26 protein-coding genes and 1 pseudogene are annotated in these 26,825 nt (G+C 41.5%); 24 read left to right on the top strand and 3 right to left on the bottom strand.

Annotated features, from left to right (window positions below):
* Positions 1 to 37: 37 nt before the first annotated feature.
* Together ACVHUV_RS17535 and ACVHUV_RS17530 are read left to right on the top strand one after the other, a co-directional pair.
* Positions 38 to 2,011 carry a prolyl oligopeptidase family serine peptidase gene (locus tag ACVHUV_RS17535; RefSeq protein WP_462085473.1) on the top strand — a complete coding sequence of 658 codons (1,974 nt, stop codon included), beginning with the start codon at positions 38 to 40 and terminating at the stop codon, positions 2,009 to 2,011.
* Positions 2,012 to 3,047: 1,036 nt separating this feature from the next.
* Positions 3,048 to 3,332: a late competence development ComFB family protein gene (locus ACVHUV_RS17530; RefSeq protein ID WP_317942470.1), complete on the top strand. Its 285-nt coding sequence runs from the start codon at positions 3,048 to 3,050 to the stop codon at positions 3,330 to 3,332.
* A 28-nt stretch (positions 3,333 to 3,360) separates the two neighbouring features.
* On the opposite strand, the gene ACVHUV_RS17525 is transcribed toward ACVHUV_RS17530, so the two are convergent.
* Positions 3,361 to 4,173, bottom strand: a complete 813-nt coding sequence (locus ACVHUV_RS17525; RefSeq protein ID WP_462085472.1) for a flagellin N-terminal helical domain-containing protein — start codon at positions 4,171 to 4,173, stop codon at positions 3,361 to 3,363.
* A gap of 115 nt (positions 4,174 to 4,288) precedes the next feature.
* Between ACVHUV_RS17525 and ACVHUV_RS17520 the strand changes: the two genes are divergently transcribed.
* Positions 4,289 to 4,699 carry a flagellar protein FliS gene (locus tag ACVHUV_RS17520; protein ID WP_462085471.1) on the top strand — a complete coding sequence of 137 codons (411 nt, stop codon included), beginning with the start codon at positions 4,289 to 4,291 and terminating at the stop codon, positions 4,697 to 4,699.
* A 149-nt stretch (positions 4,700 to 4,848) separates the two neighbouring features.
* Here ACVHUV_RS17520 and ACVHUV_RS17515 read toward each other — a convergent pair whose 3' ends face one another.
* The gene (locus tag ACVHUV_RS17515) at positions 4,849 to 5,625 is read right to left on the bottom strand and encodes an enoyl-CoA hydratase-related protein (RefSeq protein ID WP_462085470.1); all 777 of its coding nucleotides are present in this window, start codon (positions 5,623 to 5,625) and stop codon (positions 4,849 to 4,851) included.
* Between the two features lie 147 nt (positions 5,626 to 5,772).
* Between ACVHUV_RS17515 and ACVHUV_RS17510 the strand changes: the two genes are divergently transcribed.
* From ACVHUV_RS17510 to pseH, 21 genes are all read left to right on the top strand, one after another.
* Positions 5,773 to 7,023: an EAL and HDOD domain-containing protein gene (locus ACVHUV_RS17510; RefSeq protein WP_462085469.1), complete on the top strand. Its 1,251-nt coding sequence runs from the start codon at positions 5,773 to 5,775 to the stop codon at positions 7,021 to 7,023.
* 69 nt (positions 7,024 to 7,092) lie between these two features.
* Positions 7,093 to 7,938: a fatty acid kinase binding subunit FakB gene (gene fakB, locus ACVHUV_RS17505; RefSeq protein ID WP_462085468.1), complete on the top strand. Its 846-nt coding sequence runs from the start codon at positions 7,093 to 7,095 to the stop codon at positions 7,936 to 7,938.
* A 50-nt stretch (positions 7,939 to 7,988) separates the two neighbouring features.
* Positions 7,989 to 9,365 carry an ATP-dependent helicase ComFA gene (locus ACVHUV_RS17500; RefSeq protein WP_462085467.1) on the top strand — a complete coding sequence of 459 codons (1,377 nt, stop codon included), beginning with the start codon at positions 7,989 to 7,991 and terminating at the stop codon, positions 9,363 to 9,365.
* Complete coding sequence (locus tag ACVHUV_RS17495; RefSeq protein ID WP_462085466.1) at positions 9,365 to 9,967, top strand: ComF family protein; 603 nt, start codon at positions 9,365 to 9,367, stop codon at positions 9,965 to 9,967. The genes ACVHUV_RS17500 and ACVHUV_RS17495 overlap by 1 nt, the downstream gene beginning before the upstream one ends.
* 25 nt (positions 9,968 to 9,992) lie before the next feature.
* Positions 9,993 to 10,406 carry a TIGR03826 family flagellar region protein gene (locus ACVHUV_RS17490; RefSeq protein WP_462085465.1) on the top strand — a complete coding sequence of 138 codons (414 nt, stop codon included), beginning with the start codon at positions 9,993 to 9,995 and terminating at the stop codon, positions 10,404 to 10,406.
* Between the two features lie 194 nt (positions 10,407 to 10,600).
* Positions 10,601 to 10,864 carry a flagellar biosynthesis anti-sigma factor FlgM gene (flgM, locus tag ACVHUV_RS17485; RefSeq protein WP_317942478.1) on the top strand — a complete coding sequence of 88 codons (264 nt, stop codon included), beginning with the start codon at positions 10,601 to 10,603 and terminating at the stop codon, positions 10,862 to 10,864.
* Between the two features lie 23 nt (positions 10,865 to 10,887).
* The gene (locus ACVHUV_RS17480; RefSeq protein WP_462085464.1) at positions 10,888 to 11,385 is read left to right on the top strand and encodes a flagellar protein FlgN; all 498 of its coding nucleotides are present in this window, start codon (positions 10,888 to 10,890) and stop codon (positions 11,383 to 11,385) included.
* 11 nt (positions 11,386 to 11,396) lie between these two features.
* Entirely contained in the window at positions 11,397 to 12,953 is a 1,557-nt protein-coding gene (gene flgK / locus ACVHUV_RS17475; RefSeq protein WP_462085463.1) for a flagellar hook-associated protein FlgK, read from the top strand.
* Positions 12,954 to 12,968: 15 nt separating this feature from the next.
* Positions 12,969 to 13,847: a flagellar hook-associated protein FlgL gene (flgL, locus tag ACVHUV_RS17470; protein WP_462085462.1), complete on the top strand. Its 879-nt coding sequence runs from the start codon at positions 12,969 to 12,971 to the stop codon at positions 13,845 to 13,847.
* 104 nt (positions 13,848 to 13,951) lie between these two features.
* A complete protein-coding gene (locus ACVHUV_RS17465; protein ID WP_462085461.1) occupies positions 13,952 to 14,506 on the top strand; it encodes a DUF6470 family protein in 555 nt (184 codons plus the stop codon).
* Between the two features lie 79 nt (positions 14,507 to 14,585).
* Positions 14,586 to 15,023, top strand: coding sequence for a flagellar assembly protein FliW (gene fliW / locus ACVHUV_RS17460; RefSeq protein ID WP_462085460.1), 438 nt, complete (start codon positions 14,586 to 14,588; stop codon positions 15,021 to 15,023).
* Between the two features lies 1 nt (position 15,024).
* Positions 15,025 to 15,246 (top strand): carbon storage regulator CsrA, encoded by a 222-nt coding sequence (csrA, locus tag ACVHUV_RS17455; protein ID WP_462085459.1) that lies wholly within the window; start codon positions 15,025 to 15,027, stop codon positions 15,244 to 15,246.
* 445 nt (positions 15,247 to 15,691) lie between these two features.
* Positions 15,692 to 16,654: a flagellin Hag gene (gene hag, locus ACVHUV_RS17450; protein ID WP_462085458.1), complete on the top strand. Its 963-nt coding sequence runs from the start codon at positions 15,692 to 15,694 to the stop codon at positions 16,652 to 16,654.
* A 600-nt stretch (positions 16,655 to 17,254) separates the two neighbouring features.
* The gene (locus ACVHUV_RS17445; RefSeq protein ID WP_462085457.1) at positions 17,255 to 17,857 is read left to right on the top strand and encodes a DUF8042 domain-containing protein; all 603 of its coding nucleotides are present in this window, start codon (positions 17,255 to 17,257) and stop codon (positions 17,855 to 17,857) included.
* Entirely contained in the window at positions 17,844 to 19,706 is a 1,863-nt protein-coding gene (locus tag ACVHUV_RS17440; protein WP_462085456.1) for a motility associated factor glycosyltransferase family protein, read from the top strand. The genes ACVHUV_RS17445 and ACVHUV_RS17440 overlap by 14 nt, the downstream gene beginning before the upstream one ends.
* The gene (gene pseB / locus ACVHUV_RS17435; RefSeq protein ID WP_462085455.1) at positions 19,700 to 20,686 is read left to right on the top strand and encodes a UDP-N-acetylglucosamine 4,6-dehydratase (inverting); all 987 of its coding nucleotides are present in this window, start codon (positions 19,700 to 19,702) and stop codon (positions 20,684 to 20,686) included. Before ACVHUV_RS17440 ends, pseB begins: the two co-directional genes overlap by 7 nt.
* Complete coding sequence (locus tag ACVHUV_RS17430) at positions 20,686 to 21,438, top strand: cytidylyltransferase domain-containing protein (RefSeq protein ID WP_462085454.1); 753 nt, start codon at positions 20,686 to 20,688, stop codon at positions 21,436 to 21,438. Before pseB ends, ACVHUV_RS17430 begins: the two co-directional genes overlap by 1 nt.
* Positions 21,439 to 21,541: 103 nt before the next feature.
* Positions 21,542 to 22,690: an N-acetyl sugar amidotransferase gene (locus ACVHUV_RS17425; RefSeq protein WP_462085453.1), complete on the top strand. Its 1,149-nt coding sequence runs from the start codon at positions 21,542 to 21,544 to the stop codon at positions 22,688 to 22,690.
* Between the two features lie 26 nt (positions 22,691 to 22,716).
* Complete coding sequence (locus ACVHUV_RS17420; RefSeq protein WP_462085452.1) at positions 22,717 to 23,331, top strand: pseudaminic acid biosynthesis-associated methylase; 615 nt, start codon at positions 22,717 to 22,719, stop codon at positions 23,329 to 23,331.
* Positions 23,332 to 23,344: 13 nt separating this feature from the next.
* Positions 23,345 to 24,397 (top strand): UDP-2,4-diacetamido-2,4,6-trideoxy-beta-L-altropyranose hydrolase, encoded by a 1,053-nt coding sequence (gene pseG / locus ACVHUV_RS17415; RefSeq protein WP_462085451.1) that lies wholly within the window; start codon positions 23,345 to 23,347, stop codon positions 24,395 to 24,397.
* On the top strand, positions 24,394 to 24,948 hold the full coding sequence (pseH, locus tag ACVHUV_RS17410) for a UDP-4-amino-4,6-dideoxy-N-acetyl-beta-L-altrosamine N-acetyltransferase (protein ID WP_462085450.1): 555 nt from the start codon (positions 24,394 to 24,396) through the stop codon (positions 24,946 to 24,948). Before pseG ends, pseH begins: the two co-directional genes overlap by 4 nt.
* A gap of 160 nt (positions 24,949 to 25,108) precedes the next feature.
* Here the strand turns inward: pseH and ACVHUV_RS17405 are convergent.
* A pseudogene (locus ACVHUV_RS17405) lies at positions 25,109 to 26,343 on the bottom strand (IS110 family RNA-guided transposase).
* Positions 26,344 to 26,825: the final 482 nt, after the last annotated feature.

The raw sequence follows: 26,825 nt of genomic DNA, 5'->3' as shown, positions 1-26,825 counted from the left end.
GAGTGTCGAAATATGTACGGAAAAGGGGGAATGCACCATGACAAAAAAGGTAGAAATGACCGACTTATTCCAACTGCAATCCGTTACAGATCCACAACTCTCGCCGGATGGCAACGAAGCGGTATTCATTAAAACGCATATTGACGAGAAGAAAAACACATACATCGCCAACCTTTACCACATCGACCTTGCGACGAAAGAAACGACACAATGGACATACGGGACAGACCGTATTTCATTGCCAAAATGGTCTGCGGACGGAAAGCAAATCGCTTTTTTGGCGAATCGCGAAGAGAAGAACCAACTGTATATCCTATCCGCCCGCGGAGGGGAAGCGAAGCAGATGACTTCCTTTGCATACGGCATTTCCAACTATCGATGGGCACCGTGTGGGAAGAAAATCTGGTTCGATGCACCTGTGAAAGAAGGCAAAACATTTACCGATGAAGAGGAAAAGGATGACGATAACAGGCCGCATTCAGTTCGTATAACGAACATGAACTACAAAATGGATCGAATTGGACTCGTTCCGCAAGATATGTTCCAGCAAGTCGGGGTAATTGATGTTGAAAGTGGAGAAGTGACACAATTCACGGAAGGCTCGTTTAAATATTCATTGCAAGCAGTTTCCAACGATGGCAAACAGCTTGTCATTGGCGTGAATCGACAAGAGAACTTGGATTATGCATTTCACACGCCACTGTTGTTAGTGGACGTTGAAACAAAGGAAGAGACGGTTATCATTGACGAGGACGGCCATTATGGCGGAGCTTGTTTTTCATTTGACGATAACTATATTGCTTTTGTAGGCGCGGACCGAACATTTGAAATCGCTTCCCACGCAAATCTGTATGTGTATGATACGAAACGAGGGAATCGGATCAATGTGACGGAGTGTATGGATGCACCTGTTGGCGACCATACCGTCGCTGACCATCAACAAGCCGCAAATGCACCAAGTGTCGTATGGACGAAAGACAACCATCTGTACTTCCCACTCTCTACGATGGGGGATGTCCGACTGTATTTCGGGACGATGGAAGGCGAGTTGTATCCAGCGACGCCTGAAAATGAACACATTTACGGTTACGACCTTACAAAAGACGGAGCGACAGCCATCGTTGCAGTGAGCAATGCAACGAATCCTGGCGAGTTGTATGTGCAAACAATCGCCACCGGGGAGAGGGTCGCCCTCACTTCATTTAACGAACAATATGTGCAAGAAGTAGAGCTGGTAGAACCGGAAGCCATTGTTTTTAAAGGTGCGTTGGACTGGGACGTACACGGATGGATTATGAAACCAGCCGGCTTTGAAGAGGGAAAAAAGTATCCGTTAGTCGTCAATATTCACGGTGGACCACATGCGATGTACGGCAATACGTTTTTCCACGAAATGCAATTATTTGCTGCACAAGGGTGGGGGGTACTTTACGTGAACCCACGTGGCAGTCATAGTTATAGTCAACTGTTCGTCGATGCGGTTCGTGGGGATTATGGTGGCAATGATTTTAAAGACATTATGGCAGCTGTAGATTATGCACTTTCTGAGTATGGTTGGATTGACGAAAACCGTCTCGGTGTCACTGGCGGTAGCTATGGTGGCTTTATGACAAACTGGATTGTCAGTCATACAAATCGATTTAAAGCGGCCGCAACACAACGCTCCATCTCCAACTGGATCAGCTTTTTCGGTGTGTCAGACATCGGCTACTATTTCACAGATTGGGAACATGGAGCAGATATGACAGACGTGGAAACGTTATGGAAACACTCACCGTTAAAATATGCAAAAGATGTTGAGACGCCGCTACTGATCCTTCATTCTGAAAAGGATTTCCGATGCCCGATTGAGCAAGCGGAACAGCTGTACATTACATTAAAGAGCATGGGGAAAGAGACGGAGTTCGTTCGTTTCCCGGAAGCAGACCACAATTTACCGAGAACCGGCATCCCAAATCTTCGGATTGAACGGTTAACTGAACTAACAGGATGGTTCAAAAAATATTTGTGAAATTTTATACTACGACTGACTGAAGCGTTGGCGTAAGGAGGCACACGATTGACGTATACAACTGACGGTGTCACAATTCGACCCGTAAAAGAAGAAGACTTGTATCGCATGGGCATTTTGCGGGAAGAATGGGAACAGCAAGAAAGAAGCTAGAAGCAATGAAGCGCACACGTCTATAAAATGATGTGTGCGCTTTTTATGGATGCATCCTACTCAGCAAATCGTTCAATTTGTCAAAAGCCATTAGGCGCGATTGGGAAATTAGGTTGAAAAGTAACCATCCGCGGATCAGATAGCTCTATAAGAAACGAAATCCGCATACTTTCTCTGAATGCGGCATAATTCTTCTAAACGCGTCAAACTTCCGTAGAACACAGCAAAAATTCACAGAACGCGGCAAATTTCTGAAGAACGCCGCATAACTCAATGAGTAGCAGCAAACCGTCTTCAAGAAAAACCGTTAGTTTGTCAAAAGCCATTCGGCGCGATTGGGCATTGAAGTTAAAAGGCAACCAGCCGCGGTTCAGGTAGCTATAAGTAACGAAATTCGCATACTTTCTTTGAACGCGGCATAAATCTTTCAAACGCCGCAAACTTCACGAAAATACGGCAAAAATCCACAGAACTCGGCAAACTTCTTTAGAACGCCGCATAACGCGTCCAAACACAGCAAACCGCTTGAAAGCAAATCTTTTAATTTGTCAAAACCCATTTGGCGCGAGCGAGAAATGCCAGATTATAGATAACCTTCCGCGGTTCGATGGATCTAAAAGTAGGAGAGCTACATGATTTCTCCGTACGCGGCATTAAATCTTCTAACAACGCATAACTTCTCTAAACGCGGCATTCATCTACAAAACGCGGCAAACTACTCCGAAACGCCGCATTAATCCGCCAATCGCCGCATAACTCCTCCGAATCGCCGCATAACTCCTACATTTCACTATTTTTCCAATCAGTGATAGAATAGAATTATAGTCATCCGAAAATCGCTTGTGAAACGAAAGGACTAGTAGTGTCGTAGGAGGTGCTAATTTTGCCAATCTATAATGTCATGGAGGATGTCGTGCATGACGTTTTACAGCAATACAAAAAAGAACTCCAACTCACATGTGACTGTCAACGGTGCCATGACGACATTATGGCCATCGCATTGAACCAATTGAAGCCACACTATATCGTCAACGAGCAACATAAGCCATACATACGTGCGGGGCATGTCACGGATCGACAAGGCGTCACCAATATTCTCTCGACCGTCGTAAAAGCGGCCCGAATCGTAACCGACTCCCCACGCTGTGAAAACGCAAAAAAAGAGTAGGTCAGGACAATCCCTGAGCCTCCTCTTTTCAATTTGAAAACAACGACATGACGCGTTGCACACTTTGATTCACATGTCCGACGAGTAAATGGTCACCTTGCTGGCGAATATCCATTTGAATAAAGTTCATCATTTCTTTCGCCATATCCGTATCTTCAAGCAACGAAAGCGAGCGAGAAAGATTGTTCTCAAATACTAAGGCATTCGTCAAATGATGTTCAACCGACTCCATGTCAGCACCGACGCGAGTCAAATGCCCAGAAACCGTTTTAATCGCATCATCAATTTTCGTAATCAATGCATTCGCGTCATCTCGCATGCGCAACGATGCGTTTTCAAGACCAAGTTTCTTTGTACTCACATCGACCAAGTTAATCTTCATCTGCTGTCCAGGATTCGCGCCGACTTGCAAAATGAGCGAAGCGTCCTGTCCTAAAATTTTCTTCGTATTAAACTCCAGCTTTTCCGCCGTATCATCAATTGCACCGAGCAAATGGTCAAGTTCGACTTGACTTGCAGCACGGTCATTCACAGTTAGCGTATCATTCGAACTCATGACTGCCAATTCGCGTGCCCGTTGTAAAAGCCCGTTTACATTGTTCAGCCCTTCATTCGATGCTTCTAGCACAGATAGACCGTCTTGCATATTGCTTTGCGCTCGAGAAATCCCACGGATCTGTGCTCGCATTGTTTCAGAAATTGCTAAACCCGAAGCATTGTCGCTACCTTTCGCAATCTTAACACCGGATCCTAATTTCACTAAGCTCTTTTCAATCTGACTCGCATTCCGTTGTGAACGGTTCGTCGAAAAAGCGATGTGCTCCTGACTCATTACGCGCATCTCTTCACCCCCAATTCCAATAATCAACACTTCTCATTCTTATTATCGGCATATAGCCATTGAAATGAACTGAGAATTGCCGATACTAAAGAAAAAGCGACACGGAGGGATCAAATTGACGACCTCAATGGAGATGGAGAAAGCGATCCAAATTTACAAAGAAGCAAGCACGTCCACATTGTCCATGATGGAATATGTACTCCTCTTACTGAGCGAAATGCAAAAATACATTCAGCAGTGCCAAGTGGCGATTGTAAGCATGGATAATGAAGAGCGCGACAGAACGCTTTCTAAAGCACAAGACTTCCTTTTTGAAATCATGACAACTACAAATCAAGAAACTGTTGAAAGCGAAAGGCTCATGACCCTCTACATCCACATGAACCAGTGCCTCGTCAAAACACGAATGACGCAATCAGGTGAACTCCTCCCCCACATAGAGCAGCTCACATCCCAGCTCATCGAATCCTGGCAAATCGCCAAACAAGTCACACGTCGCCGCACCTACAAAACAGACCAACTGTAAACAATAATGGCGCACTGAACGATTCGGATTGTTAGGAATTTTTTGGGGGATAGGCACCGAAACAATTCCTTCTATTCAGAATAAAACAGGTGCCAGGCACCCGAACAATTCTGTGGATTGGGAATTGTGTGGGGGACTGGCACCTTGTTTTACTTTCCTTTGAAGACGGGTTTGCGTTTTTCGGCGAAGGCATGGAGGGCTTCCAGGCGGTCTTCGGTTGGGATGGTGATTTCGTAGGCTTTGCGTTCGATGGCAAGGCCGGTTTGTAGGTCGGTGTTCATGCCGTGTTTGACGGCAAATTTCGCTTGTTGGACAGCGATTGGGCCGTTTGCGAGTAATTGCTCGGTAAATGCATCGACGAGTTGCGGCAATTCTTCTTTCGGCGCGATGTTCGTTACGAGTCCATAACGCAATGCTGCTGTTGCATCCAATCTGCGTGCAGTTAAAATGAGTTCGAGTGCTTTTGCTTCACCGATCAATCTTGGCAAACGTTGTGTACCACCAGCACCTGGAATAATGGCGAGGCCTGTTTCGGTCAGCCCCATCACGGCACTATCGACCGCAAATCGGAAGTCGCAAGCGAGTGCAAGTTCCATTCCACCGCCGAATGCATAGCCGTTCATCATGGCAATCGTCGGTTGTGATAGGTTTTCAATCATCGTAAACACTTCACCGATTTTATAAATGTTTCGTTTGACGCGTGCTTCCGTCAACGTTTTACGTTCTTTTAAGTCAGCCCCCACACTGAAAGCACGATCGCCTGCGCCTGTAAAAATGACAACCCGAATATCAGGGTTAATCCGAATTGACTCGATAATTTGTCCGAGTTCTGCCATTAAATCATAATTAAATGCATTCATCGCTTTTGGACGATTCAAAGTCACCCAAGCGACATGTCCTTTTTGCTCTAAACGTACAGTTTCCATACCAAAACCCCTTTTCTACTTAATGTACTCTTTTCAACATATCATTTTTCACAAAAAGCCGCTATGAATATAGCAAGTATTATTATGCAAAAAGTAATAGTTGAAAGTAACTATTTTTGGTATACTCGAAAAAAGAGAGGTGAGAAAATGGAAGTAAATGTGTTTGTAGGTAGACAACCTATTTTGGATCGAGAAGGACAAATTTTCGGTTATGAATTGTTGTATCGGAACAGTGAAGAAAATCGGTTCCCAGCAGTCAATCCTGAAAGTGCAACATTACAAGTTCTCATGAACTCATTTTTATCAATCGGCATCGATAATGTAGCGGAATCCTATAAATCCTTTATTAATTTCTCGGGTGAACTTCTCATAGAAGACATCTTTTCCAGACTATCACCCGCCCGCGTCATTATTGAAATACTAGAAGACGTTGAAATTACGTCCATCTTGATTCATAGAATGAAAGAAATTAAACAACATGGCTACCAATTTGCGTTAGATGATTTTATTATGCAAGATCAATATGCACAACATACCGATTTGTTCGCGTTAATTGATTATGTAAAAGTGGATTTTCTTGCAGTGAACGAGGCGGAACGAAAAAACATAGAGATTTTCATCAAAAAATATCCACATATTCGGATGGTGGCGGAAAAAATCGAAACGGAAGCACAGTTCATGGAAGCGAAAGCAAGCGGTTATGATCTGTTCCAAGGGTATTTCTTTGCCAAGCCTGAAATCATTAAAGGGGTAGACATTCCTTCAACGTTGAGTTCACATTCGTACATTTTACATAAACTGAGCGAAGAGGACGCTGACATTGATGAAGTCGTTGAACTTATTGTCCATGACATGTCCATTACGTATAAGTTGCTCCGTTTCATTAACACGATGCACTTCGGTGTTCCCAAAAAAGTAGGTTCCGTCAAGCAAGCAGTCATACTCATCGGATTCGAACACTTGAAAAAATGGATGCGCATCCTACTCGTCCACCATATCGGCGAACATTCATCATCAGGTCAAGTGAAAGCACTCGTATCTTTCTCACTCACGAGGGCGCGGATGTGCGAGCTAATCGCTAAACGGATCGGACAAGAAAATAGCGACGAATATTTCTTTGTTGGCATGTTTTCCTTAATGAATGTCATTATGAATAAAAGTTGGGATGACATTTTACCGCTTATCCCGTTCTCGGAAAGCGTCGCCAATACGTTAAAAGGCGAAGAGACGGAAATGACGACTGTGTTGCAACTGGCGATTGCCACGGAAAAATTGGATTGGTCACAAATACGCAAGTACCGTGCGCAACTTGAAATCTCTGAGAAAGAGTTAAGTGAGTTTTCTCGCATGTCGATTCGTTGGGCGCAACAATTGGATGAGTCGTACGTAGAAGCGTAATAACCGACGGCTTCACCTTTTCTTTTCACTTCCATTTCGAGTAGAATGGATGCAGGAGTTGATATTGAAGTGAAAACTGCAATCGTTACAGACAGTACAGCTTATTTGCCTTCCAATCTCATTCGTGAACTTGGTATTCACATCATTCCGTTGACGGTTACGATTGAAGGACAAGCATATGAAGAAGAAATCGACCTTTCATCGACCGATTTTTATGATAAAGTGCGTGGAGACGGACCGCTACCAAAGACGTCACAACCGCCGATTGGAAAATTCACCGAGCTATATGCACTTCTTCGGGAAGAATACGACGCAATCGTATCTATTCATTTATCAAGCGGAATTAGTGGTACATATGCAGGTGCGGTGCAAGCGGGAGAAATGGTCGAAGGCATTGACATACGGCCATTCGATTCGGAAATATCGTGTTACATGCAAGGGTTTTACGTAATCCGTGCAGCTGAGATGGCAAAAGAAGGTGCGACAGCCGAGGCGATTATCGAAGCGTTAAACGCTATGAAAAAGACAATGCGTGCGTACTTTATGGTAGATGAACTCGCCCATTTACAACGTGGCGGCCGACTATCCAGTGCTCAAGCGCTCATCGGGGGCCTGCTTCAAGTTAAACCGATTTTGCATTTCCAAGAAAAAGTGATCGTTCCGTTTGAAAAAATTCGCACACGTAAAAAAGCGATGAAACGGATTGCCGATTTAGTAGCGGAAGATGCACAAAAGATGCCGTTGGAAGTGGCAATCATCCATGCGAATCGCCCAGATGAAGCGGAAGCGTGGCGGGATGAATTGCAGGAACGTCTACCAGATGTTTCATTCACAATCAGTCATTTCGGACCAGTCATCGGTACGCATTTAGGTGAAGGTTCGATGGGACTTGGTTGGGTGGAACGTAAACAATAAGAAGTACGGATGCTAGCTGCCTTACAATACATGGTAAAGGGGGTGTTGACATGAGGAAACAAATGAATCCGGCAATCAGGAATTTCTTGAGCGGCCGCATTTGGTTGCGCATGCACACCCCTTTTGCGTCCAATGAAATCGATGAACAAATCGCCGCCGGCACAATTACAGTGATAAAAGGAATACGAACGGAAAACGGCTCGCTCTTCCAACCGAAGCGGCACATATGCAATCGTTGCGAAAACGATGATTCACGATTTACGACGTTTCAATGCGCGAAATGTGAAGGTCCGTGTACATATTGCCGAAACTGCTTAAAAATGGGGCGTGTATCGTCATGTACTGAACTGATTACGTGGACTGGACCCCCGATCACGTATCCAACCGATCACACGCTTGCGTGGCAAGGAACGCTCACACCGAAGCAGCAACAAGCTTCGGACCAATTACTAGAAAGCCAGACCAAAAGTCGATCTCATTTACTGTACGCGGTTTGCGGATCGGGTAAGACGGAAATACTTTTCCAACCGATTCATGCGATGTTGCGACAAGGAAAACGCGTCTGTATCGCAGCCCCTCGTGTCGACGTCATACTCGAATTGGAGCCGAGGTTACGCGCAGCTTTTCCACAAACGTCCATCGAAGCATTGTACGGTGGAGCACAACCGTCAATGGAAGCTGCACAGCTCGTCCTTGCGACAACCCACCAACTATACCGATTTACACAAGCATTTGACGCCATTTTTGTGGATGAAGCAGATGCATTCCCCTACAAAGCGGATGCAACGCTTCAACGAGCGGTCATGAAAGCGGCAAAGCCTGAAACACCTGTTCATTCTGTCACCGCAACCCCCTCAGACAAACTCCTTCGCGAACGAAAAAATACAGGTGCCGTGTCAATCATCTACCGTCGTTACCACGGACAACCACTTCCTATGCCGGCTTTCCATTCATTGTGGAACTACGAGAAGCAAATCCAAAAGGGAACATTACCTCGTAAACTCTCACAATGGACAGAAGAACGAATTGCTAAAAACGAACCCTTTCTACTTTTCTTTCATCACATTGGCTTAATGGAAGTAGCGGAGCCTTTATTCCAAACGATTCATCAACAAATTCGTTCGGTCCATGCGCAACATCCAGAGCGGAAAGAACACGTTCAAGCATTGCGCGACCAACAAGTTCCAGGTCTCCTTACAACGACGATACTAGAACGTGGCATTACAATTCCGAATGTACAAGTTGCCGTTGTTGGAGCAGAACAAGCGATTTTCGACAAAGGGGCACTGATTCAAATTGGTGGACGGGTTGGTCGTTCCGCACTCTACCCAACTGGCCATTTCACACTGTTTCATAACGGCATTTCGTATGCGATGGACGAAGCGAAAAACGAAATTCGCCGGTTGAATGAAGGAGGTCATGCATAATGCACTGCCTTCTTTGTGATGAAAAAATGGACGCTACGCCAAGTTGGCAAGCACTTATTGCCATCGAAAAGACGAGTTTAATTTGTGAAGACTGTTCAAAAACGTTCAAACGTGTCGACATAAAAGATAGGAGTGAAACGATTACAGACATCCATTCGATCTATGCTTACAACGAAGTGATGCGTGCGTACATCCATCAGTACAAGTTTTTGCAAGACGTTGCACTCGCACCGGTATTTGCTGACGCGTTGCGTGCGGTATTGCAACGGAAAGATGCAATTATCGTGCCAATCCCGATGCATCCGCAAAAGAAAATCGAGCGGACATTTTCCCATATCGATGAACTGTTGCATGCAGCGCGCATTCCGTTTGAAGATGTGCTCGGTAAAACGAATACCGATGTGATGGGCGAAAAGACGAGAGACGAACGATTGGCGATGCGCCCTTTATTTGCAATGAAAGAAGGAATTGACATCCAACAGAAGACGTACATACTCGTCGATGACATTTACACGACAGGTACGACGCTTCAACACGCCGCTACAGTATTGAAAGAGGCTGGCGCTGTACAAGTTGAAGCTGTCACATTAGTACGTGCATAAAATCCAATCATCAGGAGGAAACAGAATGGCAGAAATCAAAGATTGTCCATCATGCGGAAATTTCTTTAACTTCACAGGCATCCGTGATGTATGTGCTAATTGCGCAAAAGACGAAGAAAAACAATACGAAGAAGTATACCGATTTCTTAGAAGGCGTGAAAACCGTGCCGCAACGATCGAACGCATTGTAGAAGTGACAGGCGTTACGGAAACGTTATTACACAAATGGGTACGTAAAGGCCGTTTACAACCGGCACTCTTCCCAAACCTCGGCTATCCGTGCGATAACTGCGGCAAGCTAACGGCAAAAGGGAAACTATGCGAAACGTGTACAGCTGAATTGAAAAGTGAACTGCGCACATTTGACGCAGCGCAAGAATTTAGAGAAGCCGTTTCGAAGAATGATACTGGAACGTACTTGGCGGAAAAGAAAGTTTGAATGAAAAACAGACTGTACGACGCAGTCTGTTTTTACACCCAACGTTTGTCTGCGGTATTCAAGGGAACAATAGCCCTAGGACATCCAAGGCAAAACGCATATATCCCGTTTTCGTTCAAAAGACCCTAAACGTTGTCACAAATCTGCCGAAATAGAGGATAAGCACATACTTTTACTTGAAAGGAGCGAGCGAAGTGAAAATCAATAAAATCAATACGCCAGCGATAAATCCGTATCGTCAAGCACAAATGAAAGCGGAACAGGCGAAGGAGCAACCGAAAGTGAAGACAGATAAACTTGAAATCTCGTCTGAAGCGAAACAACTATCTGAAGTGTCGCCTGTTACCGCTAAACGGAATGAGAAAGTACAACAACTCAAAGCACAAATTGAATCAGGAACGTATCAAGTCGATGCGGAAAAACTCGCTTCCAACTTGATGAAGTACTTTAACAAATAATGATAGGAAAGCAGGGCAAGGCAATGAACATCGACACACTATTGTCCATCTTCGACAACTTGGAAAAATTGCATAAAAGCTTGCTCCGCATCGCAAATGACAAAGCAGCATGCATAAAAGACGGCGATCTCGATGGCATGAACCAATTGCTGAAAGACGAACAGGCACATCTTGCGGCAATCGTACAACTCGAGCAAGATCGACAACAAGCTGTCAACGCCTATTTGGAAGGACATGGATGTCCTCTTCCAAACAACCCAACAATGACGACAATTATCGAAGCAACACCCGAACCGGATAAGAAGCAGCTTGAGGAGGCGAAGGACCGTCTCCTGCATGTGATTCATGAATTGAAATGGCAAAATGACTTGAACCAAAAACTGACGTACCAATCCCTTCAATTCGTGAATCTGTCGCTGGACATGGTCCGCCCACGTCCGGAATCGGCTACGTACTCAAAAACAGAAATTAGCGGTCAAAAAGAGACGAAGGATCTACCAACCTTTGACTCGAAAGCTTAAGGAGGAACATGATGCGCTCCACATTCATGGGATTAGAAACTAGCAAACGCGGTATGTTCACACAACAATCCGCCTTATATACAACAGGACACAACATCAGTAACGCCAACACACTCGGTTACTCCCGTCAACGCGTCAACATGCAGGCGACTGCAGGATATCCAGGAACAGGATTAAATGCACCGACCATGCCAGGATTTCTCGGAACAGGTGTCGAAGCGGGCTCGATTCAGCGAATCCGCGACGGATTTGTCGACCAGCAATTTAGAGGGGAATCCAACAAACTCGGCTATTGGGAATCAAGAACTAACGCCATCTCTCAAATGGAAGATGTATTAGCAGAACCATCAGCATATGGGCTGCAACAATCTTTAAGTGACTTCTGGCAGTCTCTGCAAACACTTGCCGCTAACCCTGAAAACGGTGGAGCACGTGCCGTTGCAGTAGAACGTGGTATAGCAGTTGCGGACTCCTTCAACTATATTCATAAATCGTTATCAGAAATCCAAACCAATCTTGGCAAGGAAATCGGTGTCACAACGAAAAATGTTAACTCGATCTTAAAGCAAATCGGTGAACTGAATAAGCAAATCGCACAAGTCGAACCCAATGGCTACATGCCAAACGATTTATACGATGCACGTGATAATTTGCTAGATGAATTAGCTGGAATTATGCCGATTGAAGTAGATTATGAGAAATCAGGCGGACGTGCACTGGAGATTGCGGAAGGAACCGTTACAGTGAAAATTAAAACGAACGACCCCGCAAACCCGTTCATCACAGTCGTACAAAAGGACTCCTACTCAGAATTATCGCCAGTCGGCAATGGGGGAACAGACGCAGAGGGGAATCCGAAAGGTCCGATGACAAGTTTCACATTTACAGGTGGTCCTGCTGAAGTGAACATAATTAACGTCAACAACTTGCAAAATGCCGGTTCGTTGAAATCACTGACGGATTCGTATGGCTATGTAGACAGCAATGGGGATACAAAAGGTTTGTATCCGGATATGCTCGCAAAGTTGAATAAGATGGCAAATGTTTTTGCGGATGCTTTTAATACAGTTCATCAAGACGGGAAAGACCTAAATGGGGATACAGGCGAAGCGTTCTTTGTTTCCAAAGATGGTAATGCTATTGATGCAAGCAATATTGGTATTAATAGTGTCATTGAAAAGGATCCTAACAAACTAGCAGCTTCAACTTCCGATCCAAATGTAACAGATCCTGAAGTCGGTAATGGAGAGAACGCGAAAAAACTGGGCGATGTCCTTTTCAATAAATTGCCTGGATTAGACGGCTCTAGTGTCCAAACTTATTATTCAGGTGTCATTGGTGAACTCGGCGTACAAGGCGAACAATCAGTGAAAATGGTCAAAAACGCCATTACGTTGCTTGGCGCTGTATCCAACCGACGTGATTCCATCAGTTCCGTCTCTTTAGATGAAGAAATGACAAACATGATTAAATTCCAGCAAGCGTATAACGCATCCGCCCGAATGATAACCGTCGTCGACGAAACACTCGACAAAATCATTAACGGCATGGGCGTAGCAGGTAGGTAACTAGGAGGTAACTAAATGCGCATTACACAATCAATGCTTTCCAATAACATGCTCAGAAACGTCATGTCGAGCTACAGCAAAATGGGCAAACTGCAAGAACAACTAAGCTCTGGTAAAAAAGTGAATCGTCCATCTGATGACCCTGTAACCGTTATGAAAAGCCTAGGCTACGGGATGACAGTCGACAAAGTCGCTCAATACCAAAAGAACTTAGGTGAAGTAAACAACTGGCTCGATAGCTCAGATGATGCACTAGACGGAGTCGGAAAAGTCCTTCACCGTGCAAAAGAACTTGTCACAAATGCAGCAAACACGGGGACAATGACACCGGAAGACCGTGAGAAAATCAAGATTGAGCTAGAGCAAATGAGAACTCAATTACAAGATCTCTCCAATACGAAAGTTGGCGACAAATACATCTTTAGTGGAACAATGACCGATAAGCCCCTTTACGAGAATGGCGCCTATCCTGATGTGACCACAGATCCTGCCTTCATTAAAAATGTGGAAATCGAAGTGTTTGACGGTGTTACACTACGCGTCAACACAACAGCAGCAGACACGTTTAAGAAAATAGATGATTTGTTTGCTGACCTGGAAGCAATCGGAGACGACGGCGCAGGATTTGGGGACGCCTTAGGCAAAATTGACGGACTCATGGATGACGTCCTCACACAACGTGCCGACATCGGAGCCCGCTCCAACCGTGCAGAACTCATGAACAACCGCCTTGAAATGCAAGAAGGCGCAGCGAAAAAACAACGCTCCGAAAACGAAGACATCGACTACGAAAAAGTTATCACGGACATGATCACCCAAGAATCCATCCACCGTGCAGCTCTTTCTGTTGGTGCACGAATCATTCAACCTTCGTTAGTGGACTTTCTTAGATAAGCAATTTTTGAGCAACACACGGGTGCCTGGCATGGACACCATTCGCATGCTTTTAGCGAATTGTGGCCGTGCCAGGCTCCCCCCTTATATTCGAGGTGAAGCCAATGAACATCCCACAACTTCAAATCCAGACAACACGCGGCAAACTAGGTCTGCAAATCGATAAACCTGTCCAGGAAATCGAACTACCAAAGGCAACACAACAAATCGAGCAACCAGCGGCGATCTTGGAAATGTCAACAACGCGCCCACAACTATCCATCGATACAACCGAAAATCGTGCGGACCTTGATTTGAAAAGTGCGATTCGCCGTGGCGATGAAAACGCCCAATACGGTGTTCAACAGCTAATGGAAGGCATCGCTCGACGCGCACAAGAAGGCCAACAACTCTTGCGAATCGAAAATGGCGGAAACGTATTGGCCGAACTGAGCAAGCAAATTATAGAAAAAGACCCTGCACCGATTGGTATCCGCTTTGTCGGAAATCGATTAAAAGTCAAAACGAACATAACACCAGGCTCGTTATCGATCAATGTAACACCACAAAAACCAACTCACGACGTTCAAGTAAACAAACCAATCCATACATACACACCAGGTAAAGTCACTGGACATGTCGAACAGTATCCATCCATTCAAATTGATTGGCAAGTGTAACACGAGTCACGTAAAGATTACTTCGTGGCTTTTTGATTACATACCAGTCACGTAGCTTTTCAGAAAAGGAGCGACCGAAATGCAAATTGAAACAAAATTCCATGGAGCTATCCATATTGAAAAAGACCAACTTTGGAACTTTCCAAAAGGATTACCCGGCTTTGAAAACGAAAGATCATTCATGTTACTGCCAATCGAAGGCAACAACGCATTTCAAGTATTGCAGTCTGTCAACACACCAGCCGTAGCCTTCATCGTCACAAACCCGTACACACTCGTAGAAGATTACTCATTCGACATCAACGACCCAACAATTGAACTGCTTAATATCGAAAAACCAGAAGACCTATTCGTACTCAGCATCCTAACCGTCAAACAGCCCTTTGAAACATCAACCATCAATCTGCAAGCACCACTCATTTTCCAAATGCACAACCGAACAGCAAAACAAATGATCCTAAACGACAACCGTTTCACAACCCGACACATCATCGGTCACAGCAAGGAGGAAGTCTAATATGCTAGTCCTCTCTAGAAAAACAAACGAAACCATCAAGATAGGTCACAACATTGAACTGCGTATTTTAGAGGTAAAAGGCGACACCGTTCGCATTGGGATTGAAGCACCTAAAAACATCGACATCCTCCGCGGTGAACTCGTTCAAACCATCACCGAAACAAACAATGAAGCCTTAACACTAGACCCATTCCTCTTTTCACAACTTACCAAAAAGGAATAACACAGTATACAAGCAAACTCCAAAATATCAACACTTTCCCAAGGTGCCTGGTATAGACACCATTCGCACGCCTTCCGCGAATTGTGGCTGTACCTGGCTCCTGGCTACAACGAAAAACCCAATATTCACTAGATACCGTAGCTACATCCTGTAGACCTATTCGTAGCTGTACCTAGCTCCTAGGTATCAACCTAATCTCATTCTCATATTCATTAATTAATGAGAACATGCAAATCCAATGTAAAAACTAAGATGAATTCTCCAATCTCACAAAATCCCACCAAATTTCCTCAAAAACTTTCAAAAAACACTAAACACCTACCCAACCCATCCGATACTAATAATGTAAGCGCAGAAAAGAGTTCGGCCGGCTCTTTACCTGCGCAAACAAAAAAGCGGTTCACAAGGACGTGAACCAAACACACACTCAAGGAGGAAATGAATCATGAGAATTAACCACAACATTGCGGCTCTTAACACACACCGCCAACTAGGAGCTAACAACACACAAGCTGGGAAAAACCTAGAAAAACTATCTTCAGGTCTTAAAATCAATCGTGCAGGAGACGACGCAGCAGGTTTAGCAATCTCCGAAAAAATGCGTGGTCAAATCCGTGGTTTGGATATGGCTCAGAAGAATGCTCAAGATGGTATCTCTTTGATCCAAACGGCTGAAGGTGCATTGAATGAAACCCACTCAATCCTTCAACGTATGCGTGAACTTGCTGTACAGGCTTCTAACGATACTAACGTAACATCAGACCGAGGTGAAATTCAAAAAGAAATCAACTCTTTGACTTCGGAAATTAATCGTATTGCAAATACTACAGAGTTCAACACACAAAAGTTGACTAATGGAGGTACAAGCGGAAGCGGTAAATTCACGGCAACATTCCAAATTGGTGCGAATAACGGTCAGGCAATGCAAATTGAAATCTATACAATGGATGCAAAAGCACTAGGAATTCAAGCGGATGCTTCTGGTGGTACTCACAGCGCTGGTGCTTCTACATCAGGACTTGGCGTTGCAACATCCGGGGTATCAGGCGCGACTTTTGCAACATTAGGGGTTAATAATGGTACATCTTCAACAGTTTCCGGCTCTGCTCTAGATGTTTCGACTCATGCAAATGCAACTGCTGCAATTAAAGCACTTGACCAAGCTCTAGAAACAGTTTCAGCGCAACGTTCAAGCCTAGGTGCATTCCAAAACCGTCTTGAACACACAATTAACAACCTTGGAACATCATCCGAAAACCTAACAGCTGCCGAGTCCCGTATCCGTGATGTTGATATGGCGAAAGAAATGATGGATTTCACGAAGAACAATATTCTTACTCAAGCAGCACAAGCTATGTTAGCTCAATCGAATCAAATGCCTCAAGGCGTTCTACAACTCCTTCGGTAATTGATTCAAGGGCGTCTTATCTGGTAACGGATAAGAGCATCACTGGGTGAATTGCTGGAACCTCCTTAAGTCCACTTTCCGACAACGCAGCTGGAAACAGCAAACGTGAACGGTTAAAAATAAGTGGGATTGGACAATCAGCAGCCAAGCTCCTGTGGGGAAACCCTGGAGAAGGTCCAACGACTAGGATATACCGTCTAAGGTCTCCCTGACTATGCCGATGAAATCTGTAGGGCGTCTACCGACGTTCGAAGTGCCCAGCCCCTACAAGGGAACTTGAGGGTGAAGATATAGTCTATTCCATGCTCGAAAGACATGGCGGCGAAGCAAGCCAACCAACAACCACAAGGCGTACTTCAACTTCTTCGTTAATTTGGTTAATAAAACGCGGTCCGGATTTTTCCGATCGCGTTTTTATAATGAATCCAATCACTTAGAAATAATAATATTGCGATTTTTGAAGTGATCAATACAGAAAAATTTATTAATTTTCCTCTTTACATGCAATTTTAACCAAAGATTTATACTTGAAATGTCAAATTCTTAACCGATATAAATACTATAAATAATTTACTTAAAATAGATAGGGAGGCGGACTCCATGGAACTAATATTTCAAGAACAAACAATTAAAATAAATTCCCCAAGTACAGCTATTGAACTAATTGAAAAGATAAATGACCTGTTAAAAAAAGATTTTTATTTCAGCCATTTTATTGCGGATGGAATAGAAGTATTTGAAGAATATGAAGACTTTCTAAATAGTAAGGAGGGACAAATAAAGCGCCTTGAAATTGTGGCCAAAACTATCAAGGAGTTTGTTAATGATATATTACTTTCAACAGAAGAATACATTGAGCGGGCTACCCCTGAATTGACGGGATTAGCTCGGGATTTCTACGATAACCCAAGAGCCGAAGCGTGGGAAAAATTAGAACAGCTACTAGAAGGTCTACAATGGATTGATGAAATGATGTTAGTGATTGGGAAAAGTGGTGCTGTTCCATTAAACTGGAAAGCCTATTTAACTGTTTCAGCGAAAATGCAAGAAGAAATACATAATCTTTCGGAAGCAATTGAAGACGAAGATAATATTTTAATAGGTGATATCATTCAATACGAATTAATCCCCAACTTCCAAAGTTTAAATAATGAAGCGAAACAAACGATTAATAATGAGGGAATGCGTTATGATCTTAGTTGATAATCGAAATGTTCTACGTTTAAAAAATAGGGAGCTATTAAATCGGTTGTCCTTGTTAGATGATAGTAAACCAACGGGAAATGTAATCGTTGAGCAGGCGAAAACCGGTGCTCTCACAGTTAAATTAGTTATTGAGGGCCGAACGCAATATCTGCATAGCAAATATGACCCGCAACAAGAAGCGGAACGTTTCATTGGAAAGTTTGATGACGAGCAGATTAAACATGTCCTTTTTGTAGGAGTAGGAGTTGGCTATCATATCCTCAAATTCACTGAGACTCATCCGGATGCAAAGTTCTCAATCTATGAACCGAATGAGGAAGTACTCCATGCGTATTTGTCCAATTTCAAACTAGATCATCTGCCAATACGAAACTTGGTCAAAATCCTCGTAGGTACAGATCAAAAAAAAATTGGAAAAGAAGTTCAAGACCTATTAACCAGGTCAAATCATATTTTGAAAATCGTCATATTACCAGTTTATGAGAAATTTTACCGTCCGCAAATTAATACCATTTTAGAACAAGCATTAGAGTCCCTAAAGGATAAACACAATTTGCTAACTACTAATGTTTCCTATCAAAAACGATGGACCATTAATTCAATAAAAAATTTCCCTACAGTATTGAATACACCCAATATCTTACATGACATTGACCGTAGTTTCTTTGAAGGAAAGCCGGCTATAATTGTATCTGCTGGCCCCTCATTGAACGAGGAATTCGAAAACTTGCGATATATAAAAGAGCATGGGTTGGCCTATATTTTTTCAGTCGGTTCAGCGATTAATGCGTTGATTGAGCATGGAATTTATCCCGATGCTGCTTGTACGTATGATCCCCTGGACATTAACTATGCTGTTTTTCAAATCATTAAGGATAGAGGGATTACTGAAATTCCGCTTATCTTTGGAAGCAGTGTAGGTTTTGAGACTTTAGAAGGTTATCCTGGTGAATTATTACATATGATTGTCAGTCAAGATACAGTGGCCCCGACATTTTTAGAGTTTAAAGATGACACTCCAATAAATTTTGTTTATGATGCACCATCAATTGCAGTTGTCACGTTTGAATTGCTGGCAAAAATGGGAGTCAGCTCAATCATTTTGGTCGGCCAAAACCTTGCATATATTAATAATCAACATTATGCAACTGGAATTGATTACGAATTTGAAAGCAGCGTGGTGAGTGATGAGAATTTACAATCTGCACTTACAGTTAAAGATGTCTATGGAAACGATGTTAAAACAACAGACGGTTTTAATCGGATGCGCCAGCAGTTAGAGATGTATATCGCCCAATATTCAAACTTAGAAGTATGGAATACAACGAAAGGCGGTGCTGCTATTCAAGGAACTGTCTTTAAAGAACTGAAAGACGTTATTAACGATCATTTAAACGTACGAGTTATTCAAAGTGATTGGTCAAAAGGTAGAAATAATTATAATAAAATTAATCTTGAGAATAAGTTTCGTGAAATGGACAGTCAGGCAGATTTACTTGAAAGGGAACTTAATAATGTTTTTTCTATTTTAAAGAATATTCATAAAGTGATCGGGATTAATAAAACATCTCAGTTAGAAAAGAAATATAATCAATTAGACACTGAAATGGAAAAACTAAAAAACAACTTATTCTACAAGAAATTCATTGAGCCAATGATTCGAGTTCAGTATGAAAGCCTTTCACAGAATATACAGGGTATAAAATACGAAAAAAATGCAATTAAAAAAAGTGAAACGATTGTTAAGACATTTACTGAATTCCTGGTAGAGTGTTCGCAACATTATCAAATTGCAATGGAGCTCTATAAAGAAATGACTAATAAAATAGAATCAAACTTATGTTGAAAGAAGTGGATAGCGTGTTACAAGGAAAAACGATACTAGTTACAGGAGGTACTGGCTCCTTTGGTAAGAAATTCATTAAAAGAATACTTACAGAAGAAATAAAAAAGGTAATTGTTTTTAGCCGTGATGAATTAAAACAATATGAAATGAAACAAGAATTTACTGATCCTCGAATTCGCTTTTTCATCGGTGACGTGCGTGATAAAGATAGATTGTATCGAGCGTTTGATGGGGTGGATATTGTCATTCATGCAGCTGCTATGAAACATGTAGATGCTTGTGAATATAATCCATTTGAGGCAGTCAAAACTAACATCCATGGTGCTCAGAATGTGATAGAGGCGGCGATTGACCGTGGGGTGGAGAAAGTGATAGCGCTTAGTACGGATAAAGCGGCTAGTCCAGTCAATCTCTACGGAGCAACTAAGCTGGCTTCAGATAAATTATTTGTGGCCGCTAATTCCTATGTCGGAGAAAAACATTCAAAGTTCTCAGTAGTCCGATATGGAAATGTAGTGGGCAGCAGAGGTAGTGTGGTTCCTTTCTTTAAGAAAATAAAAAACACAGGTAGAATACCAATCACTGATCCTCGAATGACTCGCTTTTGGATCACATTAGATCAGGGTGTTCAATTTGTACTAGATAATTTGGAGCGAATGCAGGGCGGAGAAATTTTTGTGCCAAAGATACCGAGTATGAAGGTCACGGATTTAGCTAAAGCCATTGCGCCTGAGTGTGAGATGGAGATTATAGGTATTAGGCCTGGAGAGAAATTGCATGAAGCAATGATTATGGAAGATGATGCGAGACATACAAGGGAGTATAAAACGTATTATGTTATTCAGCCCGAATTTCCTTGGTGGCCAAGGGATTATGCAAAAGAAGGAAAAGCATTGCCTGATGGATTTGCGTATACTAGTGACAACAATACAGACTGGTTAACTATTGAACAATTACAACTTTTATCAGAGGAGATGTAATGAAAAAGGACAATAATAGAAGTTTAAAGGTAGTTGCAATCATTCAAGCAAGAATGGATTCAACAAGATTACCGGGAAAAGTATTAAAAACAGTATTAAATAAAACGTTGCTAGAATATCAATTAGAGCGTGTTCAACGATCAAGACTAATTGATGAAATTATTATAGCAACAACTAGAGATAGTGCTGATGAAGATATTGTAAAATGGTGTAAAAAAAATAGTGTGGGTGTGTATAGAGGATCGGAACATGATGTTCTTGCTCGTTATTATGAGGCCGCTATAGAGTATAAAGCTGATGTAATTGTAAGATTGACATCAGATTGTCCATTAATCGACTTTGAAGTGGTGGATCAGGTCATTCAGTTGTATTTGGATATGCGTGGGGAAATCGATTATGCATCAAATACATTGGAGCGAACATTTCCGAGAGGAATGGATACAGAAGTTTTTTCTTTTAGTGCATTACAAAAAGCTTATGCAAATGCAGTGTCAAAAAATGAACGGGAGCACGTAACTACTTTTATATACAAAAATCCTCACATATTCAAAATACAAGGGTTAACATACTCTTACAATTTAAGTAAATACCGTTGGACAGTTGATACAGAAGAAGACTTTGAGCTTATTCGACAAATATTACTCAATATATATCCTAACAATCCAACATTTGTATTAAAGGATTTAATTGAATTGGTTGAGAGAAACCCCTCATGGAACGACATTAATGCACATATAGAACAAAAGAAATAAAGTTTTTCGATTTCTATTCTGTTCCAGTGAGTAAGCTAAATCACACAGGTTATAATTTCTACTCATCATCGGAAAAATCAACAGTAGATTGGAGAAGTAATTAATGATGATATATTGTGAAAAATGTGTAATGCCCAATACCAAACCAGATTTAGTTTTAGATGAGGACGGTGTATGTACTGCTTGTAGAAATTATGAAAATAGAGAATTAGTTGACTGGGATTTAAGAAAGCAGGAATTGCTGGAAATTTTGGATAAATATCGTTCTAATAGTGAAGGTAATTGGGATTGTATCATCCCTGTTAGTGGTGGAAAGGATAGTACTTTTCAAGTGATTCGTATGCTTGAACTTGGAATGACGCCTCTTTGTGTGCTGTCGACTACCTGCCATCTATCCGAAATAGGTAGATATAATATAGAGAATATTAAAAAACTAGGTGTGGATTTTATAGAATTTACAGCTAATCCTAAGATTCGCCGTAAACTAAATAAATTTGGATTATCTCAAGTTGGAGATATTTCTTGGCCAGAACATGCTGGTATTTTTACTGTACCGATACGTGCTGCTGTTCAATTTAATATCCCATTAATTATTTGGGGAGAAAACCCTCAAAATGAGTATGGTGGACCTGCTTCAGCAAGTGAAAACAAATTTTTAGATCATAATTGGTTAAATAGATTTGGCGGTCTCCTTGGAGTAAATGTTTCTGAACTAATTGGGTATGAGGGCATTAAAGAAAAAGATTTAATTTCGTATAGATATCCGACAGACAGTGAATTAAAAGAAGTAGGGGTTACAGGTATATTTTTAGGTTATTATATGCCATGGGATGGTCTGGCAAATTATTTAATTTCCCAAGGGCATGGATTTAAAACATATGATAAAACAGTTGAAGGCTCCATTGTAAACTATGAAAATCTTGATAATTTACAAACGGGAATACATGATTACTTTAAATTTTTGAAGTTTGGTTTTGGTAGAGCAACAGATATTGCTTGTCTTCAGATTCGAAGAGGAATTCTTAGTAGAGAAGACGCATTAAATCTTGTGAATACTCATGACGGTAAATTTCCATGGACATACTTAGGTATACCCCTCGAAGAGATACTAGCACCATTAGAAATAACAGTGCCGGAATTTGTTGAAATATGTGATAAATTTACTAACGAAGACTTATTTTTAAAAAATTCTGACGGGACCTTACTGAAAGATAAACATGGTAATTTAACAAAGGTGACATACTGCATTTAAGGATGAGCGACAAAGGAGGATAAGTGATGGGTAAATATAAAACAGACCAAGAAAAGTTTTGGGCAGGGACCTTTGGTAATGAGTATATAAATAGAAATCAAAACCATTCAATTAATATCCCACTTTTTTCAAAGATATTATCCAATACAAATCAAATTGAATCAGTCATTGAGTTTGGATCTAATATTGGTTTAAACTTGAAGGCGATTAGAGAGATTCTTCCAAGTGTTCAATTGTCAGCTATTGAAATTAACGCTGAAGCGGTTAAAAGTCTAGAAGAGTTGGGCGATGTACAAGTATACAATCAGTCAATTTTAGATTTTGAAGTAGACTATAAACGTGACTTAGTTTTGATTAAAGGTGTTCTCATTCATATTAACCCGGAAGTATTAAATGATGTTTATGAATTACTTTATAATACGAGTAGAAAATATATTTGTGTAGCTGAATATTACAATCCAACTCCAGTTGAAGTCAATTATCGTGGATATACAGAGAAGTTGTTTAAACGTGACTTCGCAGGTGAAATGCTAGACAAATATAGTGATTTAGAATTAATAGATTATGGGTTCGTTTATCATCGAGATAATAATTTCCCGCAAGATGATATTACCTGGTTTTTAATGAAAAAGAACTCGTAGGATGTGACTCAAAATGAATGTGGTCATTCGTACAGATGCTTCTATTACAATTGGTACAGGCCATGTAGTGCGATGCTTAACATTGGCAAATCAACTCAAACGTCACGGAGCACAGGTGACGTTTGTTTGCCGAATACTTGAGGGGGATAGCATCACTTATCTACAAAGCCAAGGGATAAGAGTGCTTACATTAACATCCATAGATGGTCATTATGATTGGCAATTGGATGCCGAAGAAACGATTAAAATTCTAAAGGAAATGGATGATGAAGTTGATTTAATCATTGTCGATCACTATAAATTAGATTGCCGATGGGAAAGTGAGCTTCGTCAATATACAAGAAGTATTATGGTCATTGACGATCTAGCGGATAGATCACATAATTGTGATTTGCTATTAGATCAAAATTATTACTCGAATGCTCATGAACGCTATAAAGGACTTGTCCCGGATCATTGTGTTCTAATGCTTGGACCAGATTATGTGCTACTTCGCGAAGAATTTTTTAATCTTACCAATGAGCCTAGAAAAAGAACAGGTGAAATCAATAATATCCTTGTTTTTTTCGGTGGCACGGATCCAACTGGAGAAACTATAAAAGTATTGGAAGCTATAAAAGATTTTATCATTCCTGAAATTAATGTTATTGTTGGCTCATCAAATCCAATGCGTTATGAGATTGAACAGATATGCAGAAGTATGCCCAATACAACTTTTCATTGCCAGGTAAACAATATGGCGGAATTAATGTGGAAAGCGGATCTTGCGATTGGTGCAGGCGGTGCGACTACCTGGGAACGATGTTTTTTAAGTCTTCCTTCAATAACAGTTGTTATAGCCGAAAATCAATTAGAGTTAACTAGAACTATCGCTAAAGAGGGTGCAACGATTTATTTAGGCAAGGTCCAGGCGCTTACAAAAGAAAACTATCAAAAATCAATAATGAAATCCATCCAAAACCCAGAGAGCATGAAAGTTATGTCTAGAAAATGCATGGAGTTACTTAATGTCAATGAGGTAAGAAAGAGCCTAGTAACAAAAAAAGTATTGGAGTTGCTAGTATGAGTTTTGTTAAGAGAGCGATGCTAAAAGATATTTCTAAAAATGATTTGTCATTCTTGTTGATGTGGCGTAACCAAGAGTCAATTAGGGAAGTCATGTTTAATAGTGATTTAATTTCTTGGGAACAGCACAGTAAATGGTTTGAAAGGTTGCAAAAAAATAGTACAGTTATTTCTAAAATATTTTATTTTGATTGTATCCCTTATGGTTTAGTAAACATTACAAAAATAGATCCAGTCCATAATACATGTGAATGGGGTTTTTACATAGGAACTGATAATGCGCCCAAAGGTATGGGAAGCATTTTAGGATACACTGCATTGAATTATATCTTTCAGGAATTACAAATACGAAAACTAATTGCCCAAGTAATTGATTCCAATGAAAAAAGCATTAATTTTCATAACAAAATGGGATTTACACTGGAAGGAAAACTTCGTGCGCATATTATTAAAAATGGTAAATACATTGATATCCTACAATATGGATTATTATACTCGGAATGGGGAAAACAATCTGTTAACTTAAAAAAGTCAATTGAAGCCAAGTGGTAATATATCAAGCGCTTAATACGCGAGAATTGGAAATTCATTGTCCTTAACAGCAGCAATTTTCCTTTTCAACACGTACTTAAATAAACCTCCAACTTACATTTAAAGGAATATATGTGAATAGAAGTGTTAAATTGTGTTGAAAGTAAGGATGTATGGAAATCTACTCTCTCCTTTCAGGCGATATGTATAGCTGATTCGTGCGTAGTAGCGAATGCACGAGGCGTACGAGTTTTCTAGATGTCAGGACGAGAGCACGTTTGTGTTAATGCTTGTTGACTTCATTGAATTTCTTTTGATAAAAGGCTTTATATTCAGCGTCATTCTTACGTATGGCATCTGCTGCTTGAACAAGGTAGTACCGTAAATACTTATTACCCGTTCGCATTCGTCTGGTATTGTCGGCTTCAAATTCGCCGGATTGATACTGCGTCCAAACAAGCCCGGTGTATTTCGCTAATGCATGGTGATCATTAAAACGCTTAATATCGCCAATTTCAGCGAGCAGGCCAGCTGAATAGACAGGTCCAATGCCTTTCACTGATGTTAATGTTTGTGTAAATCCTTTCATCATCCGATTGATCTCTTTATCAAGGCGTTTAAATTGGCTTTCCATATGTTGTATTGTGCTTAAAATCACTGACAGCTCTTATTGATTGGATCAGCCATTGCTTTGTCCAACCGATAAGAGCTGCGTGCGAGCTTTTGAAGATATTTTGCGATTTCTTCAGGTTCTGCAAAACGGTTTTTTCCTTTTTCTAGTAAGAACTCTATGAGTTCCTCAATGGGCATTTCTGCAATCGTTTCAGGATCCAATTCCTCAATTACAGCTACACATGTCGCACCAAATGTATTGGAGAAAGGGTTATCTTGGCGTAAGCCACTAAACTTTAAAAAGACTTGATTCATCATGTAGGTTTTATTGCGTGCAATTTCATGCATGATGTGAAAGCGTGTTCTGGTTAAACGGCGCAATGCATCATACTGTAAGGTCTCTTTCATTTCATGTGGCAGACGTCCAAAGCGTAAATGATCCGCAATTACCCAGGCGTCAATCCGGTCGTTTTTCGGTAACGTATCGTAGCCCTTTTTAAAGCGTGAGACTTTGCGTGCATTCAACATATAGACCGCACTTTGAAAGGAAGGTTCATACCCTTTCAATTCACTTTTCAAGTAATGTGCAATGTGCCAACTATATTGATCTGTGGCTTCAAGCCCGATTTTAATGTGTTCGCACTGATTTTTTTCCGCTGTTATTAAAAGCTTTTGAATTAAGGTATTCGCACCTTTTGTATCATTGGAAACAGAAAAATCAGCTAGCGTGTGTCCCTCTCCATGCATGAAATGGACATGATGGGAGCGTAAACTCACGTCGATACCGACTAGCATTTGTGACATGCCAATCACCTCCTCAGGTGGTAGTTAATCAAGATTGTCTCAGACCTGGGTGCCCAGTCGAATCATCGATGTCTGCCTCGTATTAGCAATCAAAGGGAAGAAGACCAAAATGAGCGCTACACTCTCTTCTTCACCAGCGTCGCAGCCAGTGGTTAGACCTTCAATAATGAACGATGGGTAGCAGGCTTATTAAGCAGTACACGTAAAATGTCCGCAAGGAGTGAAAGCTATTTCCTGTGTCAACCTTGTCCGTTCCATTGTCTCACGGGCACGGTCTGAGAGAAATAAAAGAAATAAAAAAGGACGAAGTATTAAAATGGAGCCTCCTCCATCCTCCGTCCAAACTATATAAAATTAGGTATTCTAAATAAGCAGGTAAGCACCTGTAAGCAAGTTTTATTTACACAAACATATAACTGATGATTTATCCTTTTGGCCTCCTCGGTAAAGCAGGGGTCAAACAGGTAAAACATAAAAGGGTG

It is taken from the genome of Sporosarcina saromensis (assembly GCF_054901285.1).
This window is presented reverse-complemented; position numbering and strand designations above follow the sequence as displayed.